The following is a 15,364-nucleotide window of genomic DNA, read 5'->3' on the forward strand; positions in this document are numbered from 1 at the left end:
CCTTCAGGTAAACCCGGGACTCGCCTCATGCGAGGCCGCCCGACCTTACTCTTATCTGACCGTTGCAAATCTGTGAGTAAATACGTCCGAAATCAGGACTTGGGACGCTTGGTGCCGTACTTGGAACGACCCTGCTTACGATTCTGAACACCGGAGGTGTCAAGCGCGCCGCGTACGGTGTGGTAACGCACACCCGGCAAATCCTTGACGCGACCGCCGCGAATCAGAACCACGGAGTGCTCCTGCAGGTTGTGACCTTCACCACCGATGTACGAAGAGACTTCGTAGCCGTTGGTCAGGCGCACACGGCAGACCTTACGCAGCGCCGAGTTCGGCTTCTTCGGGGTAGTGGTGTAGACGCGGGTGCAAACGCCGCGCTTTTGCGGGCAGGCCTGCAGCGCCGGTACGTCGCTCTTGGCGACAGGACGCTTGCGCGGCTTGCGCACGAGCTGATTGATAGTTGCCATGGTCTGTTGCTGACTCCAATGGTTGCCTTAGCCTTTTTAGCGGGTGCGGGCGTACCCACCCCACTATTGAAGGCTGCGCATTCTACTGCTTTGCTGCAATGCCCGTCAAGCCTGGGCTCGACGGCCGCGGCGGCGGTTCAGCCGCCGCGGCAGCAGATTCTGCCTAGATATCGTCGTCGTCGGCATCGAGGGCCGTAAGCTGAGCGCCCAGCTCCTGCTCGACGTCGAAGGCCGACGGTGTGAGCGTGCGCTCGACGTCTTCACGCTTGCGCTTACGCTCGGCGTGGTGGGTGAGGCCGGTACCGGCCGGGATCAGGCGTCCCACCACCACGTTTTCCTTGAGGCCGCGCAGGTAGTCTCGCTTGCCGGTTACCGCCGCCTCGGTCAACACCCGCGTGGTCTCCTGGAAGGAGGCCGCGGAGATGAACGATTCGGTGGCCAGGCTGGCCTTGGTGATACCCAGCAGCAGACGATCGTACTTGGCCGGGAACTTCTCCTCCGCGACCAGACGCGCGTTCTCCTCCAGCACTCGCACCAGCTCGACCTGATCACCGGTGATGAAGCTGGAGTCACCGGCATCGGTGATCTCGATCTTGCGCAGCATCTGACGCACGATCACTTCGATGTGCTTGTCGTTGATGCCCACGCCCTGCAGGCGATAGACCTCCTGCACCTCGGCGGTGATGTACTTGGCCAACTCCGCCACACCCAGCAGACGCAGGATGTCGTGGGGGCTGCTGGGACCATCGGAGATCACCTCGCCGCGCTCGACGGTCTCGCCCTCGAACACCGCGATCTGACGCCACTTGGGAATCAGCATCTCGAACGGATCACCGGATTCCGGGGTGATCGCCAGACGCCGCTTGCCCTTGGTCTCCTTGCCGAAGCTGATCACGCCACTGATTTCGGCGAGGATCGCCGGCTCTTTCGGCTTGCGTGCTTCGAACAGGTCGGCCACCCGCGGCAGACCACCGGTGATGTCCTTGTTGCCGGACGCCTCCACCGGGATACGCGCGACGACTTCACCGATGCCCACCTTGGCACCGTTCTCTACCGAGATGATCGCCTTGCCCGGCAGCAGGTACTGCACGGGGGTGTTGGAGCCCGGCAGCGCGATATGCTGACCGGCATCATCGCTGAGCATGATCATCGGACGCTTCTCACGCCCCGCGGCGGGACGTGCCGCCGACTCGATCACCTCGATCGACGACAGACCGGTCATCTCGTCCACGCTGCGGTGGATGGAGATACCTTCGTCCATGTCGATGTACTGCACCTTGCCCTCGACCTCGGCAACGATCGGGTGGGTGTGCGGATCCCACTTGGCCACCGCTTGGCCGGCGTCTACCGCATCGCCGTCCTTGACCGCCAGCTCGGCGCCGTAGGGCAGCTTGTAGTACTCGCGCTCACGACCGTGGTCGTCGGCGACGGCCAGGGCGCTGGAGCGTGATACCACCACCAGCTTGCCGTCGGCGCGCTCCACCGACTTGATGTTGTGCAGACGCACGCGGCCACCGTGCTTGACCTGCACGCTGTCCACCGCCGAGGCCCGCGAGGCGGCACCACCGATGTGGAAGGTACGCATGGTCAGCTGGGTACCCGGCTCACCGATCGACTGAGCGGCGATAACGCCCACCGACTCACCGATATTGACCTGATGACCGCGCGCCAGATCGCGACCGTAGCAGGATGCACAGACGCCGTGAGCCGTCTCACAGGTGATGGTCGAGCGCACCACGATCTCGTCGACGCCCATGGTGTCGAGCTCGGCGCACCACTTCTCGTCGAGCAGCGTGCCACGCGCAATCAGCACATCGTTGGTGGCTGGATCGACGACATCCTGCGCCACCACACGACCCAGAACACGCTGTGCCAGCGAGACGATGATGTCACCGCCCTCGATCACCGGGTGCAGGGTCAGGCCCTGGTCGGTGCCACAGTCGGTCTCGGTGATCACCAGATCCTGGGCCACGTCGACCAGACGACGAGTCAGATAACCGGAGTTGGCGGTCTTGAGTGCCGTATCCGCCAGACCCTTACGGGCACCGTGGGTAGAGATGAAGTACTGCAGTACGTTCAGGCCCTCACGGAAGTTGGCGGTGATTGGCGTCTCGATGATCGAGCCATCGGGCTTGGCCATCAGGCCGCGCATCCCCGCCAACTGACGGATCTGAGCGGCGCTACCGCGCGCCCCGGAGTCGGCCATGATGAACACGCTATTGAACGAGTCCTGCTCTACCTCGTTGCCGTCGCGGTCAACCACGGTCTCCTTGGAGATTACCGCCATCATCGCCTTGGCCACCTTGTCGTTGGCCTTGGACCAGATATCGATGACCTTGTTGTACTTCTCGCCAGCCGTGACCAGGCCCGAGGAGAACTGATCCTCGATCTCTTTCACCTCGTCCTCGGCGGCGTCCACGATGCCCTTCTTGGCATCGGGGATGACGAAGTCGTTGACGCCGATCGACGCCCCTGACCAGGTTGCCATGCGGAAGCCGGTGTACATCAGCTGGTCGGCAAAGATCACCGCTTCCTTGAGGCCGGCGCGCCGGTAAACCTCGTTGATCAGCTTGGAGATCGCCTTCTTCTTCATCGGCTGGTTGACCAGCTCGAAGGGCGCCCCCTTGGGCAGGATGCGGAACAGCAGTGCACGGCCCACGGTGGTGTCGAAGATCGAGGTCTGCTTGATCTTCTCGCCGCCATCCTCTTCCGCCAGGTGCTCGGTCAGACGTACCTTGACACGGGCGTGCATGGAGACGCTCTGGGTACCGAAGGCGCGCTCGACTTCCTTGAGGTTGGCGAACACCATCCCCTCGCCCTTGGCGTTGATCTTCTCGCGGGTCATGTAATAGAGACCCAGCACCACGTCCTGGGACGGCACGATGATCGGCTCGCCGTTGGCCGGCGACAGCACGTTGTTGGTGGCCATCATCAGCGCACGGGCTTCGAGCTGGGCTTCCAGCGTCAGCGGTACGTGGACCGCCATCTGGTCACCGTCGAAGTCGGCGTTGTAGGCGGCACACACCAGCGGGTGCAGCTGAATCGCCTTGCCCTCGATCAGCAGCGGCTCGAAGGCCTGGATGCCGAGACGGTGCAGGGTCGGAGCGCGGTTGAGCAGCACGGGGTGCTCGCGGATGACGTCGGCGAGAATATCCCATACCTCGGGCAGCTCGCGCTCGACCATCTTCTTGGCCGCCTTGATCGTCGAGGCGTAGCCCAGCGACTGCAGCTTGGAGTAGATGAACGGCTTGAACAGCTCCAGCGCCATCTTCTTGGGCAGACCGCACTGGTGCAGACGCAGGGTCGGACCCACGGTGATCACCGAGCGGCCGGAATAGTCGACACGCTTGCCCAGCAGGTTCTGACGGAAGCGCCCCTGCTTGCCCTTGATCATGTCGGCCAGCGACTTCAACGGGCGCTTGTTGGAGCCAGTGATGGCGCGGCCACGACGACCGTTGTCGAGCAGCGCGTCCACCGACTCCTGCAGCATGCGCTTCTCGTTGCGCACGATGATGTCCGGCGCGTTGAGATCGAGCAGCCGCTTGAGGCGGTTGTTGCGGTTGATCACCCGGCGATACAGATCGTTGAGATCCGAGGTCGCGAAGCGGCCGCCGTCCAGCGGCACCAGCGGACGCAAGTCCGGGGGCAGCACCGGCAGCACTTCCATGACCATCCAGGCCGGGGCATTGCCCGACTTGTAGAAGGCTTCCAGCAGCTTGAGCCGCTTGGAGAGCTTCTTGATCTTGGTCTCGGAGTTGGTCTGGGGGATCTCCTCGCGCAGGCGATCGATCTCCTCGGCCAGGTCGATATCCTTGAGCAGCGCCTGGACCGCCTCGGCACCCATGCGGGCGTCGAAGTCGTCACCGAACTCTTCGAGGGCCTCGAAGTACTGCTCATCGTTGAGCAGCTGACCGCGCTCCAGCGTGGTCATGCCCGGGTCGATGACCACGAAGCTCTCGAAGTAGAGCACCCGCTCGATATCGCGCAGGGTCATGTCGAGGAACATGCCGATGCGTGACGGCAGCGACTTGAGGAACCAGATGTGCGCCACCGGGCTAGCCAGCTCGATATGGCCCATGCGCTCGCGGCGCACGGCGGCCTTGGTCACCTCGACGCCGCACTTCTCACAGATGATGCCGCGGTGCTTCATGCGCTTGTACTTGCCGCACAGGCACTCGTAATCCTTCACCGGGCCGAAGATCTTGGCGCAGAACAGGCCATCCCGCTCCGGCTTGAAGGTGCGGTAGTTGATGGTCTCGGGCTTCTTTACTTCGCCGTAGGACCAGGAGCGGATCATTTCCGGTGACGCGAGCGTGATCTTGATCGCGTCAAACTCTTCGGACTGAGCCTGCGATTTGAGGACTTTCACCAAATCTTTCATTGAGGGGCTCCTAGCTCTCTAACTCGATATCGATGCCCAGCGAGCGGATTTCCTTCACCAGCACATTGAAGGACTCCGGCATGCCTGCCTGCATGGTGTGGTCGCCGTCGACGATGCTCTTGTACATCTTGGTCCGCCCTTCGACGTCGTCGGACTTGACCGTGAGCATTTCCTGAAGGGTGTAGGCCGCGCCGTAGGCTTCCAGCGCCCACACCTCCATTTCGCCGAAGCGCTGACCACCGAACTGCGCCTTGCCGCCCAGCGGCTGCTGAGTGACCAGCGAGTAGGAGCCGGTAGAGCGCGCGTGCATCTTGTCATCGACCAGGTGGTTGAGCTTCAGCATGTACATGTAGCCCACCGTCACCGGCCGGTCGAAGGATTCGCCGGTACGCCCGTCGAACAGCGTCATCTGACCGGAATCCGGCAGGTCGGCGAGATTCAACAGGTGCTTGATCTCGTGCTCCTTGGCGCCATCGAAGACCGGTGTCGCCATGGGCACGCCACCCTGCAGGTTCTTGGCCAGGGCAATGACCTCCTCGTCGCTCAAGGAGTCGATATCCTCGTGACGAGTGCCCGCGGTGTTGTAGATCTTGCCGAGGAACTCGCGGATCTCACCGACCTGCTGGTCGCGGGCCTCGCGCAGCATGCGCTCGATCTTCATGCCCAGGCCCCGTGCGGCCATGCCGAGGTGGGTCTCGAGGACCTGCCCGACGTTCATGCGCGACGGCACGCCGAGCGGGTTGAGGACCACGTCCACCGGCTCGCCGCCAGCGTCGAAAGGCATGTCTTCGATCGGCATGATCGCCGAGATGACACCCTTGTTACCGTGACGCCCGGCCATCTTGTCGCCCGGCTGAATGCGACGCTTGACCGCCATGTAGACCTTGACGATCTTGAGTACGCCCGGCGCCAGGTCATCGCCCTGGGTGAGCTTGCGCTTCTTGTCCTCGAAACGCTCATCCATCTCCTTGCGGCGATTCTCGAGCTGCTCATCGGCCTGGGCCAGCAGCTCGTTGAGCGACTCATCCTGCAGGCGCAGCTTGAACCACTGCTGACGCGGCAGCTCATCGAGATACTCCTCGCTGAGCGCATCGCCTTTCTTCAGCTTGGGACCGCCGTTGACCACCTGGCCGTCGAGGGTCCGCTTGAGACGCTCGAAGGTGGCATCCTCGGCGATGCGATAGGTCTCCTGGAGATCCTTGCGCACCTCGTCGAGCTGCATCTGCTCGATGGAGAGCGCCCGCGAGTCCTTCTCGACGCCGTCACGGGTAAACACCTGGACGTCGATGACGGTACCGCGCATGCCGGTCGGGGCGCGCAGCGAGGTGTCCTTCACGTCCGAGGCCTTCTCGCCGAAGATCGCCCGCAGCAGCTTCTCTTCCGGGGTCAGCTGAGTCTCGCCCTTGGGCGTGACCTTGCCCACCAGGATGTCGCCGGGGCCGACTTCGGCACCGATATAGACCACACCGGCTTCGTCGAGCTTGCCGAGCGCCGATTCGCCGACGTTGGGAATATCCGAGGTGATCTCCTCAGCACCCAGCTTGGTGTCGCGGGACACACAGGTCAGCTCCTGGATATGGATGGTGGTAAAGCGATCTTCCTGCACCACCCGCTCCGAGACCAGAATCGAGTCCTCGAAGTTGTAGCCGTTCCAGGGCATGAAGGCGATGCGCATGTTCTGACCCAGGGCCAAGTCACCCATATCGACGGACGGACCGTCGGCGAGGATGTCACCGCGTGCCACCGAGTCGCCGGGGCGCACGATGGGGCGCTGGTTCATGCAGGTGTTCTGGTTGGAGCGCACGTACTTGGTCAGATTGTAGATATCAACGCCGGCTTCGCCGCCGATGATCTCATCCTCATTGACCCGTACCACGATGCGCTTGGCGTCCACCGAGTCGATCACACCGCCGCGGCCGGCCACCGCGCAGACGCCGGAGTCACGGGCCACGAAGCGCTCCATGCCGGTGCCCACCAGCGGCTTGTCGGCGCGCAGCGTCGGCACCGCCTGACGCTGCATGTTCGAGCCCATCAGGGCGCGGTTGGCGTCATCATGCTCGAGGAACGGAATCAGCGCCGCCGCCACCGACACCACCTGACGTGGCGAGACGTCCATCAGGGTCACCTTGTCGGGTGCCATGAAGGTGGTCTCACCGCGGTGACGAACCTGCACCAGATCGTCGACCAGCTTGTTCGACTCATCCACGGTGGCCGAGGCCTGGGCGATGATGAAGTCGCCCTCTTCAATCGCCGAGAGGTGTACCACGTCGTCGGTCACCTGACGGTCGACGACCTTGCGGTACGGGGTCTCGAGGAAACCGTAGCTGTTGGTGTGGCTGTAGGTGGCCAGCGAGTTGATCAGGCCGATGTTGGGACCTTCAGGGGTCTCGATCGGGCACAGACGCCCGTAGTGAGTGGCGTGAACGTCACGCACCTCGAAACCGGCACGCTCACGGGTCAGACCGCCTGGGCCGAGCGCCGACACGCGACGCTTGTGGGTGACCTCGGAGAGCGGGTTGTTCTGATCCATGAACTGCGACAGCTGGCTCGAACCGAAGAACTCCTTGACCGCCGCGGCGACGGGCTTGGCGTTGATCAGGTCCTGGGGCATCAGGCCTTCGCTCTCGGCCATCGAGAGGCGCTCCTTGACCGCACGCTCGACGCGCACCAGACCGACGCGGAACTGGTTCTCGGCCATCTCGCCGACGCAGCGGATGCGGCGGTTGCCCAGGTGGTCGATGTCATCGACATCGCCGAAGCCGTTGCGGATCGCAATCAGCTCCTTGAGCACATCGAGAATGTCCTGGTTGTTGAGCACACCGGAGCCGGTGTCGCCTTCACGACGCAGGCGACGGTTGAACTTCATGCGGCCGACACCGGACAGGTCGTAGCGGTCTTCGCTGAAGAACAGGTTGCGGAACAGCGTCTCGGCGGCCTCCTTGGTAGGCGGCTCGCCGGGACGCATCATGCGGTAGATCTCGACCAGCGCCTCGAGCTGCGACCGTGTGGTGTCGAGCTTGAGGGTGTCGGAGATAAACGGACCGCAGTCGAGATCGTTGGTATACAGCGTCTCGAGGGTGGTAATACCCGCCTGAGCGAGCTTCTCTAGCAGCTCGGGAGTGACCTCGGTGTTGCACTCGCAGATCAGCTCGCCGCTGTTGGGGTCGACCTGATCGCGGGCCAGGGTCTTGCCGTACATGTACTCCATCGGCACTTCGAGACGCTCGAGGCCCGACTTTTCCATCTGCCGGATATGCTTCTGGGTTACCCGACGACCCTCCTCGACGATCACGCTGCCGTCGACATCCTTGATGTCGAAGGTGGCGGTCTCACCGCGCAGGCGCGACGGCACCAGGTCCACCGAGAAGCCAGACTTCTCGATGTGGAAGGTGCTGGTCTCGAAGAATTGTTCGAGGATCTCCTCGGCACTCATGCCCAGCGCGCGCAGCAGCACCGAGGCCGGCAGCTTGCGGCGACGGTCGATGCGCACGAAGACGCTGTCCTTGGGATCGAACTCGAAGTCCAACCAGGAGCCGCGGTAGGGAATCACCCGCGCCGAGTAGAGCAGCTTGCCGGAGGAGTGGCTCTTGCCCTTGTCGTGGTCGAAGAACACGCCCGGCGAGCGGTGCAGCTGGGAAACGATAACGCGCTCGGTACCATTGACCACGAAGGTACCGTTCTCGGTCATCAGGGGGATCTCCCCCATGTAGACTTCCTGCTCCTTGATATCCTTGATCGCCTTGTTCGATGACTCGCGATCATAGATGATCAGGCGTACCTTGACGCGCAGCGGTGCAGAGTAGGTGACGCCGCGCAGCTGGCACTCCTTGACGTCGAACGCCGGGGTGCCGAAACGGTAGCTGACATATTCGAGCGCGGCGTTGCCCGAGAAACTCTCGATCGGGAAGACCGACTTGAAGGCGGCATTGAGGCCGATCTCCATTCGCTCTTCCGGCGCCCGATCCTGCTGGAGGAAGTCGTAGTAGGAATCAAGCTGGATGGCCAGCAGGTAGGGCACATCCATCACTTGGGGCAGTTTGCCGAAATCCTTGCGGATGCGTTTTTTCTCAGTGTATGAGTAAGCCATCTGTATTCCCCAGCTTGTTCACCATGGGTGACCGATGCGTGTCGGCGCCACCCGACGACAGCACTACCGTCAGGCGCTGACGGCAAGCCCCCGTATGAGAGCTCGCCGTCGGAATTCGGCTAGCGGCTACGCCAAGCATGGCGGCCGGCTAGTAACAACAGAAAAAGGCCGGCAGCGGGTGTCCCGCCACCAGCCGTGGAAGCTTACGCAGCGCGTGAAGCCATGGGCACAAGGGTTACTTGAGCTCCACAGACGCGCCGGCTTCTTCCAGCTTCTTCTTGGCTGCTTCAGCGTCGTCCTTGGACATCGCTTCCTTGATGGTCGCCGGCGCGCCGTCAACGGCACCCTTGGCTTCCTTCAGGCCCAGACCCGTGATCTCGCGAACCACCTTGATCACGTTGACTTTCTTCTCGCCAGCGCCAGTCAGCACCAGGTCGAACTCGGTCTGCTCTTCAGCCACTTCACCAGCGGCAGCCGGGCCAGCCACAACGGCGGCAGCGGCGGACACGCCGAACTTCTCTTCCATCGCTTCAACCAGCTCGGCGACTTCCATCACGGACATGTCGGCGACGGCGTTGATGATGTCTTCTTTGGTCAGTGCCATGTTTCACATTCCTAACTTTGCGGGAGCCTCGGTCGCCCGAGCGCTCGTAGATACAGTGTTCGATTCAGACAGCGGGATCGAGTTCGCCGATCAGGCGGCCTCTTCTTCCTGCTTCTGGTCACGCAGCGCAGCGAGAGTCCGAACCAGCTTGCCAGCGGACGCTTCCTTCATGACGGACATCAGCTTGGCGATGGCCTCGTCGTAGGTCGGCAGCGTTGCCAGGCGATCCAGGTCGGAAGCCGGGATGAACTCACCCTCGTATGCCAGCGCCTTGACCTCGAAGTCCTTCTCACCCTTGGCGAACTCCTTGAACAGACGGGCGGCAGCGCCCGGGTGCTCATAGGAGAACGCCAGCATGGTCGGACCCGAGAAGGTCTCGTTGAGGCACTCCCAAGTAGTGCCCTCAAGGGCGCGGCGTGCCAGAGTGTTGCGGACAACACGGATCTGCACGCCATTCTCGCGGGCCTGCTTGCGCAGAACGGTCATCTTCTCGACCGTAACGCCACGAGAATCGGCAACGACGACGGAGAGCGCATCTTTGGCCGCTTCACTGACCTCGGCAACGATCGCTTTCTTGCCTTCGAGTGCTAGTGGCACAGTGATCACTCCTTCGTGCCGGAAGCCCGTATCGAGCATTCCGGTGGTTACCATCTCCTCCGCCTGCCAGTTGGTCCGGCGGAGGTACCGGGTGATGGTGCTCACCAGAAGACTGGCGGCCACACCATCTGCGCAGGCCCCCTCAAGGGGCGATTAAGCCGCTCCGAAGAGCGGCACCTGCGGTCTTTGACGGTGCCCCGCCGCATACCACACACGGGGACCGCAAAGTTACTGCCTGTTGCGTCGAGACTCGCCCAGTACTCAGACCAGGGCCGAATGATCGACGGTGATGCCCGGGCCCATGGTGGTGGACAGGGTCATCTTCTTGAAATACACACCCTTGGAGGCGCTTGGCTTGAGCCGCTTGAGGTCGGCGACCAGCGCTTCAAGGTTGCCCTGGATCGCAGAGGCGTCGAAATCGACCTTGCCCAGGGTAGTGTGAATGATGCCGTTCTTGTCGGTACGGAAACGTACCTGGCCCGCCTTGGCGTTCTTGACCGCGGTGACCACGTCCGGCGTGACGGTGCCGACCTTGGGGTTAGGCATCAGGCCGCGCGGACCGAGGATCTGGCCCAGCTGGCCAACCACGCGCATGGCGTCCGGCGAGGCGATGACCACGTCGAAGTCGAGCTGGCCTTTCTTGACCTGCTCGGCCAGGTCGTCCATGCCGACGATATCGGCACCGGCTTCCTTGGCGGCATCGGCATTGGCGCCTTGGGTGAAGACGGCAACGCGCACGTCCTTGCCCGTACCGTTGGGCATGACGGTGGCGCCACGCACGACCTGGTCGGATTTACGCGGATCGACGCCAAGGTTGATGGCGACATCCAGCGACTCCTTGAACTTGACGGTGGACAGCTCGTTGAGCAGCGCCACGGCCTCCTCCAGGGAGTAGACCTTGCCAGCCTCGAGCTTTTCGTTGATCCGCTTGGCACGCTTGGTCAGTTTAGCCATGATCAGAGGCCCTCCACGTTGAGGCCCATGCTACGGGCACTACCGGCAATGGTACGCACGGCGGCGTCGAGATCAGCAGCCGTCAGATCCGGCTCCTTGGTCTTGGCGATCTCTTCGAGCTGCTCGCGGGTCACGGTACCGACCTTCTTCTTGTTCGGCTCGCCTGAGCCGGACTTGATACCAGCGGCCTTCTTCAGCAGCACGGCTGCCGGCGGCGTCTTGGTGATGAAGGTGAAGCTACGGTCGGAGTAGACGGTGATCACCACGGGTGTCGGCAGGCCCGGCTCGATGTCCTGGGTCTCGGCGTTGAACGCCTTGCAGAATTCCATGATGTTGACACCGTGCTGACCCAGCGCGGGACCGACGGGGGGACTCGGATTGGCCTTACCAGCCGCGACCTGCAGCTTGATGTAAGCCTGTACTTTCTTGGCCATGTGTAGACTCCAGTTGGGTAATAGCGCCTCGGAAAACACTGCTCAAATATCGGCGCGGACGAATCGCTTCATTTCCTCCGCCAACTTGTTCAGCGTCCTCCTTACAGCTCCCCGGGTTAATGAGCCGAGCGACGGCTCAAATGACAATGCTCAGGCCGAGACTCAATCCTTCTCGACCTGTGAAAACTCGAGCTCGACAGGAGTCGCGCGACCGAAGATCAGCACGCTGACCTGGAGGCGACTCTTGTCGTAGTTGACCTCTTCGACCACGCCGTTGAAGTCGGCGAAGGGGCCATCGACAACGCGCACCGACTGACCCGGCTCGAACAGGGTCTTGGGGCGCGGCTTGTCGGTACCGTCCTGCACACGACGCAGGATGGCATCTGCCTCCTTCTGGGTGATCGGCGCCGGCTTCTCCTTGGTGCCACCGATAAACCCCATTACGCGGGGCGTCTCGTTGACCAGGTGCCAGGTGCCATCATCCATCTCCATCTCGACCAGCACATAGCCGGGATAGAACTTGCGCTCGCTCTTGCGACGCTTACCGTCGCGCATCTCTACCACTTCCTCGGTCGGCACCAGAATCTCGCCGAAGCGATCCTCCATGCCATACATCTTCACGCGCTCAAGGAGCGAGCGCATGACATGCTTCTCGAAACCGGAGTAGGCATGCACGACATACCAACGCTTGGACATGGAATCTCCTAACCGATGACGCCGGACATCGCCCAGCCTAGAATGGTGTCCATCAGCCATAGCATCAGGCCCACCACAAGCACCGCCACCAGTACGATGGCAGTGGTCTGAATGGTCTCGGGGCGGGTCGGCCAGACCACACGCTGGATCTCCTTGCGCGCGCTGCGAGCAAGCTCGAGCAGGTCGCGCCCCTTGGCAGTAGTGAAACCGACCACCGCGGCTAGCGCACACAGCACTACAACGCCCAGCACCCGATACAGGATGGCCTGATCGGCGAAATAGGAGTTGCCAACGACGGCAACGACCACCAAGGCAACGACCACCGCCCACTTGAGCCCGTCGTGGCGCGACTCCTGCACCTCGGCGTTATGTTTCATGAAAACGAGACTCCTCAGGGTGCGGCAATCGAAACATTCAAGTATAGAAGATATCGCCAGCCTGGGGAAGACTGGCAGGCCAGGAGGGAATCGAACCCCCAACCTGCGGTTTTGGAGACCGCTGCTCTGCCAATTGAGCTACTGGCCTGTATCGTCGCTGCTGCTTCACCCCTTTTGCAGGCGGCATACGCAACAGCGGGCGCAATAATAGCGGAAGCGATTCCGCCTTACAACCCCCGGCGCGCCTCCGGGAAAAGAAAAGGCGAGCACTTGGCTCGCCTTTTCAATATGGAGCTCATGGACGGATTTGAACCGTCGACCTCACCCTTACCAAGGGTGTGCTCTACCCCTGAGCTACATGAGCAAAACTCTACACCTACCGCCTTGACCATAAACTGGAGCGGGTAGCGGGAATCGAACCCGCACCATCAGCTTGGAAGGCTGAGGTTCTACCATTGAACTATACCCGCCTATCCACTTCTTCAACCGGACGGCAGTACGTCGGCAAAATCTGGTGGAGGGGGAAGGATTCGAACCTTCGAAGCTTTCGCGGCAGATTTACAGTCTGCTCCCTTTGGCCACTCGGGAACCCCTCCAGGCCGCGGCAAATTCTACCGCTTTTCTCAGACTTGTCAAGCGCTTAGCCAATAAAGGCAGAACACTTTCCATCCGCCCTTGCGGCTGAGAACGCGCAAAATTATGTCAAAGCAGCATCGAGAAGGCAAGCCCTGCACGAATCTTTTCCAGCGCGACCGGTGCCGGCACCCGCGGCGCCCCGGATAGTCGACCGGCGCGCTCGGCACTGGTCAGCGGAAAGCAGGCTTCCAGGCCGCCGTACACCATATCCGGCCACAGCGCGTGGGGCACCCGCATGCCCCGTGACACGACCCGTGCGTCGCCGCCGGTAAGCAGCAGCGGCATGGCCACCCCCTCGCGGTCGCACACCTCGGCATAGATGCGATTGACGGCACTCACCGCCGCCATATAGATACCGTGGTTGACGGCCTCCACGGTGTTCTTGCCCGGCGCTAACAGCTCATCGGCCTCGCTGTCTGGGTCAATTGCCACATTGCGGGTGCCGAGTTTGAGGCTCTCTTTCATCAGGCGCAGGCCGGGCAGGATATAGCCGCCCAGGTGGCGGCCACCAGGCAGCACGAAGTCGATGGTGATGGCACTCCCACAGTCGACGCTGCAACAGCCGCCGGCCAGGTGGTAGCTGGCCAGCGTCCCCATCCAACGGTCGACGCCCAGCCGCCCGGGCTCTTCGTAGCCGTTGGTCACCCCCAGCGCCTCGCGTGTCGAGCGCGCGACGTGCACGACACCGACACGGCGGCGCAGCAGCGTCACGGTATCCTGCAACACCGCCCGACGCGCCACACTGGAAATACGCACCGCCTCGACGACGTCGAGATCGGGAATATCGGAGCCAGGTCGCCACTCCTCACGGGTCCATACCGCCCCGCGAGACCGGATCTCGCTGCTGGCACTGTCCTTGAGCCGCCACTTGGATAGCGTGTTCCCGATGTCCAGGTCGAGAATCATGAACGCACACGCACGCTGATTTCACCACCGGCCAGGCGACGCAGCTCGCCATCGTGACGCACCAACAGGTTGCCTGCCTCATCGATACCTTCAGCCTGCGCCACATAGCGTGCATTATGCTGAATGACGTCTATCTTCTGATTGGCGTAGGCATGGCGCCGCTCCCACGCTTGCTGCCAGGCGCCAAACCCCTGCTCCTCGTAGTGCGATAGCAGGTCCAACAGCCCCGCCACCAGCTCGGACGCCAGCTGATTACGCGACAGCTCCGGCACCACGTCATGGACAGCCCCCACCGGCTGTTCGATGCGTGCACGCACCTCATCGGGCAGATCCACGTTGAGCCCTACTCCAACCACCACCTCGCAGGGCCCCGCCAGATCACCACTCACTTCGAGCAGAATCCCTGCCAGCTTGGCCAGGCCCTGCGGGGTCTTGAGCAGCACGTCGTTCGGCCACTTGAGCGCCACCTCGAGACCATGGCGCTCCAGAACCTCTGCCAATACCACCCCTACCGCCAGACTCAGGCCCTCCAGTACGCTGGCACCACCCTCGAACCGCCACCCGACTGACAGCACCACACTGCGCCCCCAGGGCGTCTCCCAACCACGTCCACGGCGCCCACGGCCGGCACTCTGCGCCTCGGCAAGACACGCCTCGCCATGCCCTGCGCCCTGCTCAAAGCGCGCGCGCAGGAAGGCATTGGTGGAGGGCAGATTATCCTCGATGATCAGGCGGCTTAGTCGAGTGCGGCAGTCATGCGGCAACCGCGCAACGATATCGGCACCATCGAACAGCTCCAACGGCGCTGCCAGGCGGTAGCCCAGGCCCTTTACCGTTTCGAGAGGAACCCCCACCCCCTCGAGCTTCTTGAGCTGCTTCCATACCGCCGTGCGCGATACGCCTAGCCGTTCACCCAGCTGCTCGCCGGAATGAAATTCGCCATCGCGCATCAGGCGGATCAGGTCACCAATGGTCATTACAACGGCCCCAGCCGGGAAAACCCATATTCTATCGGAAGCGGGCTGCCAGCGGGAATGCCGCGACCAAAGTGCAAGTAAGATATCCGCCCCCTAAACGACGAAGCCCCAGCCTCTTTCGAGACTGGGGCTTCTAACTAAGTGCCTGACGATGATCCGGGCGGCGCTCCGCTACTCTCACATGGGGGTGAGACCGCCCGGCCCTTCGCGGCACCGCCGCGAGGGCGGTCGAACGCCCCGAGCCGGCG

Annotated in this window: 11 protein-coding genes and 4 tRNA genes; all 15 read right to left on the minus strand. The window is 62.5% G+C overall.

Going from position 1 to position 15,364, the window contains the following annotated elements; all coding sequences use genetic code 11:
* Positions 1–92 precede the first annotated feature (92 nt).
* Positions 93–467 carry a 30S ribosomal protein S12 gene (rpsL, locus tag IEI94_RS19425; protein ID WP_089659626.1) on the minus strand — a complete coding sequence of 125 codons (375 nt, stop codon included), beginning with the start codon at positions 465–467 and terminating at the stop codon, positions 93–95.
* 163 nt (positions 468–630) lie between these two features.
* Positions 631–4,848, minus strand: coding sequence for a DNA-directed RNA polymerase subunit beta' (rpoC, locus tag IEI94_RS19430; RefSeq protein ID WP_191168875.1), 4,218 nt, complete (start codon positions 4,846–4,848; stop codon positions 631–633).
* A gap of 10 nt (positions 4,849–4,858) precedes the next feature.
* Positions 4,859–8,935 carry a DNA-directed RNA polymerase subunit beta gene (gene rpoB, locus IEI94_RS19435; RefSeq protein ID WP_191168876.1) on the minus strand — a complete coding sequence of 1,359 codons (4,077 nt, stop codon included), beginning with the start codon at positions 8,933–8,935 and terminating at the stop codon, positions 4,859–4,861.
* A gap of 235 nt (positions 8,936–9,170) precedes the next feature.
* Positions 9,171–9,539 carry a 50S ribosomal protein L7/L12 gene (gene rplL, locus IEI94_RS19440; RefSeq protein WP_191168877.1) on the minus strand — a complete coding sequence of 123 codons (369 nt, stop codon included), beginning with the start codon at positions 9,537–9,539 and terminating at the stop codon, positions 9,171–9,173.
* Positions 9,540–9,629: 90 nt separating this feature from the next.
* Positions 9,630–10,136, minus strand: a complete 507-nt coding sequence (gene rplJ / locus IEI94_RS19445; protein WP_191169676.1) for a 50S ribosomal protein L10 — start codon at positions 10,134–10,136, stop codon at positions 9,630–9,632.
* Positions 10,137–10,397: 261 nt separating this feature from the next.
* The gene (gene rplA / locus IEI94_RS19450) at positions 10,398–11,090 is read right to left on the minus strand and encodes a 50S ribosomal protein L1 (protein WP_191168878.1); all 693 of its coding nucleotides are present in this window, start codon (positions 11,088–11,090) and stop codon (positions 10,398–10,400) included.
* A gap of 2 nt (positions 11,091–11,092) precedes the next feature.
* A complete protein-coding gene (gene rplK / locus IEI94_RS19455; RefSeq protein ID WP_075880571.1) occupies positions 11,093–11,524 on the minus strand; it encodes a 50S ribosomal protein L11 in 432 nt (143 codons plus the stop codon).
* Between the two features lie 162 nt (positions 11,525–11,686).
* Positions 11,687–12,220 carry a transcription termination/antitermination protein NusG gene (gene nusG, locus IEI94_RS19460; protein WP_191168879.1) on the minus strand — a complete coding sequence of 178 codons (534 nt, stop codon included), beginning with the start codon at positions 12,218–12,220 and terminating at the stop codon, positions 11,687–11,689.
* A gap of 8 nt (positions 12,221–12,228) precedes the next feature.
* On the minus strand, positions 12,229–12,597 hold the full coding sequence (secE, locus tag IEI94_RS19465; RefSeq protein ID WP_191168880.1) for a preprotein translocase subunit SecE: 369 nt from the start codon (positions 12,595–12,597) through the stop codon (positions 12,229–12,231).
* Between the two features lie 72 nt (positions 12,598–12,669).
* Positions 12,670–12,745, minus strand: a tRNA-Trp gene (locus IEI94_RS19470).
* Positions 12,746–12,886: 141 nt separating this feature from the next.
* Positions 12,887–12,961, minus strand: a tRNA-Thr gene (locus IEI94_RS19475).
* A gap of 32 nt (positions 12,962–12,993) precedes the next feature.
* A tRNA-Gly gene (locus tag IEI94_RS19480) sits at positions 12,994–13,067 on the minus strand.
* Between the two features lie 42 nt (positions 13,068–13,109).
* Positions 13,110–13,193 (minus strand) — tRNA-Tyr (locus IEI94_RS19485).
* A 106-nt stretch (positions 13,194–13,299) separates the two neighbouring features.
* Positions 13,300–14,139, minus strand: coding sequence for a type III pantothenate kinase (locus IEI94_RS19490; protein WP_191168881.1), 840 nt, complete (start codon positions 14,137–14,139; stop codon positions 13,300–13,302).
* Positions 14,136–15,116 (minus strand): biotin--[acetyl-CoA-carboxylase] ligase, encoded by a 981-nt coding sequence (locus IEI94_RS19495; protein WP_191168882.1) that lies wholly within the window; start codon positions 15,114–15,116, stop codon positions 14,136–14,138. Before IEI94_RS19495 ends, IEI94_RS19490 begins: the two co-directional genes overlap by 4 nt.
* Positions 15,117–15,364: the final 248 nt, after the last annotated feature.

The sequence above is a fragment of the Halomonas sp. ML-15 genome (assembly GCF_014779595.1).
Taxonomy (GTDB): domain Bacteria; phylum Pseudomonadota; class Gammaproteobacteria; order Pseudomonadales; family Halomonadaceae; genus Franzmannia.

Excerpts from the sequence above, each read along its gene's own strand:
- nusG (WP_191168879.1), bottom strand. The coding sequence starts at position 12,220 with ATGTCCAAGCGTTGGTATGTCGTGCATGCCTACTCCGGTTTCGAGAAG.
- rpoB (WP_191168876.1), bottom strand. The coding sequence starts at position 8,935 with ATGGCTTACTCATACACTGAGAAAAAACGCATCCGCAAGGATTTCGGC.
- rpsL (WP_089659626.1), bottom strand. The coding sequence starts at position 467 with ATGGCAACTATCAATCAGCTCGTGCGCAAGCCGCGCAAGCGTCCTGTC.
- IEI94_RS19490 (WP_191168881.1), bottom strand. The coding sequence starts at position 14,139 with ATGATTCTCGACCTGGACATCGGGAACACGCTATCCAAGTGGCGGCTC.
- rplL (WP_191168877.1), bottom strand. The coding sequence starts at position 9,539 with ATGGCACTGACCAAAGAAGACATCATCAACGCCGTCGCCGACATGTCC.
- IEI94_RS19495 (WP_191168882.1), bottom strand. The coding sequence starts at position 15,116 with ATGACCATTGGTGACCTGATCCGCCTGATGCGCGATGGCGAATTTCAT.
- rpoC (WP_191168875.1), bottom strand. The coding sequence starts at position 4,848 with ATGAAAGATTTGGTGAAAGTCCTCAAATCGCAGGCTCAGTCCGAAGAG.
- rplA (WP_191168878.1), bottom strand. The coding sequence starts at position 11,090 with ATGGCTAAACTGACCAAGCGTGCCAAGCGGATCAACGAAAAGCTCGAG.
- rplK (WP_075880571.1), bottom strand. The coding sequence starts at position 11,524 with ATGGCCAAGAAAGTACAGGCTTACATCAAGCTGCAGGTCGCGGCTGGT.
- secE (WP_191168880.1), bottom strand. The coding sequence starts at position 12,597 with ATGAAACATAACGCCGAGGTGCAGGAGTCGCGCCACGACGGGCTCAAG.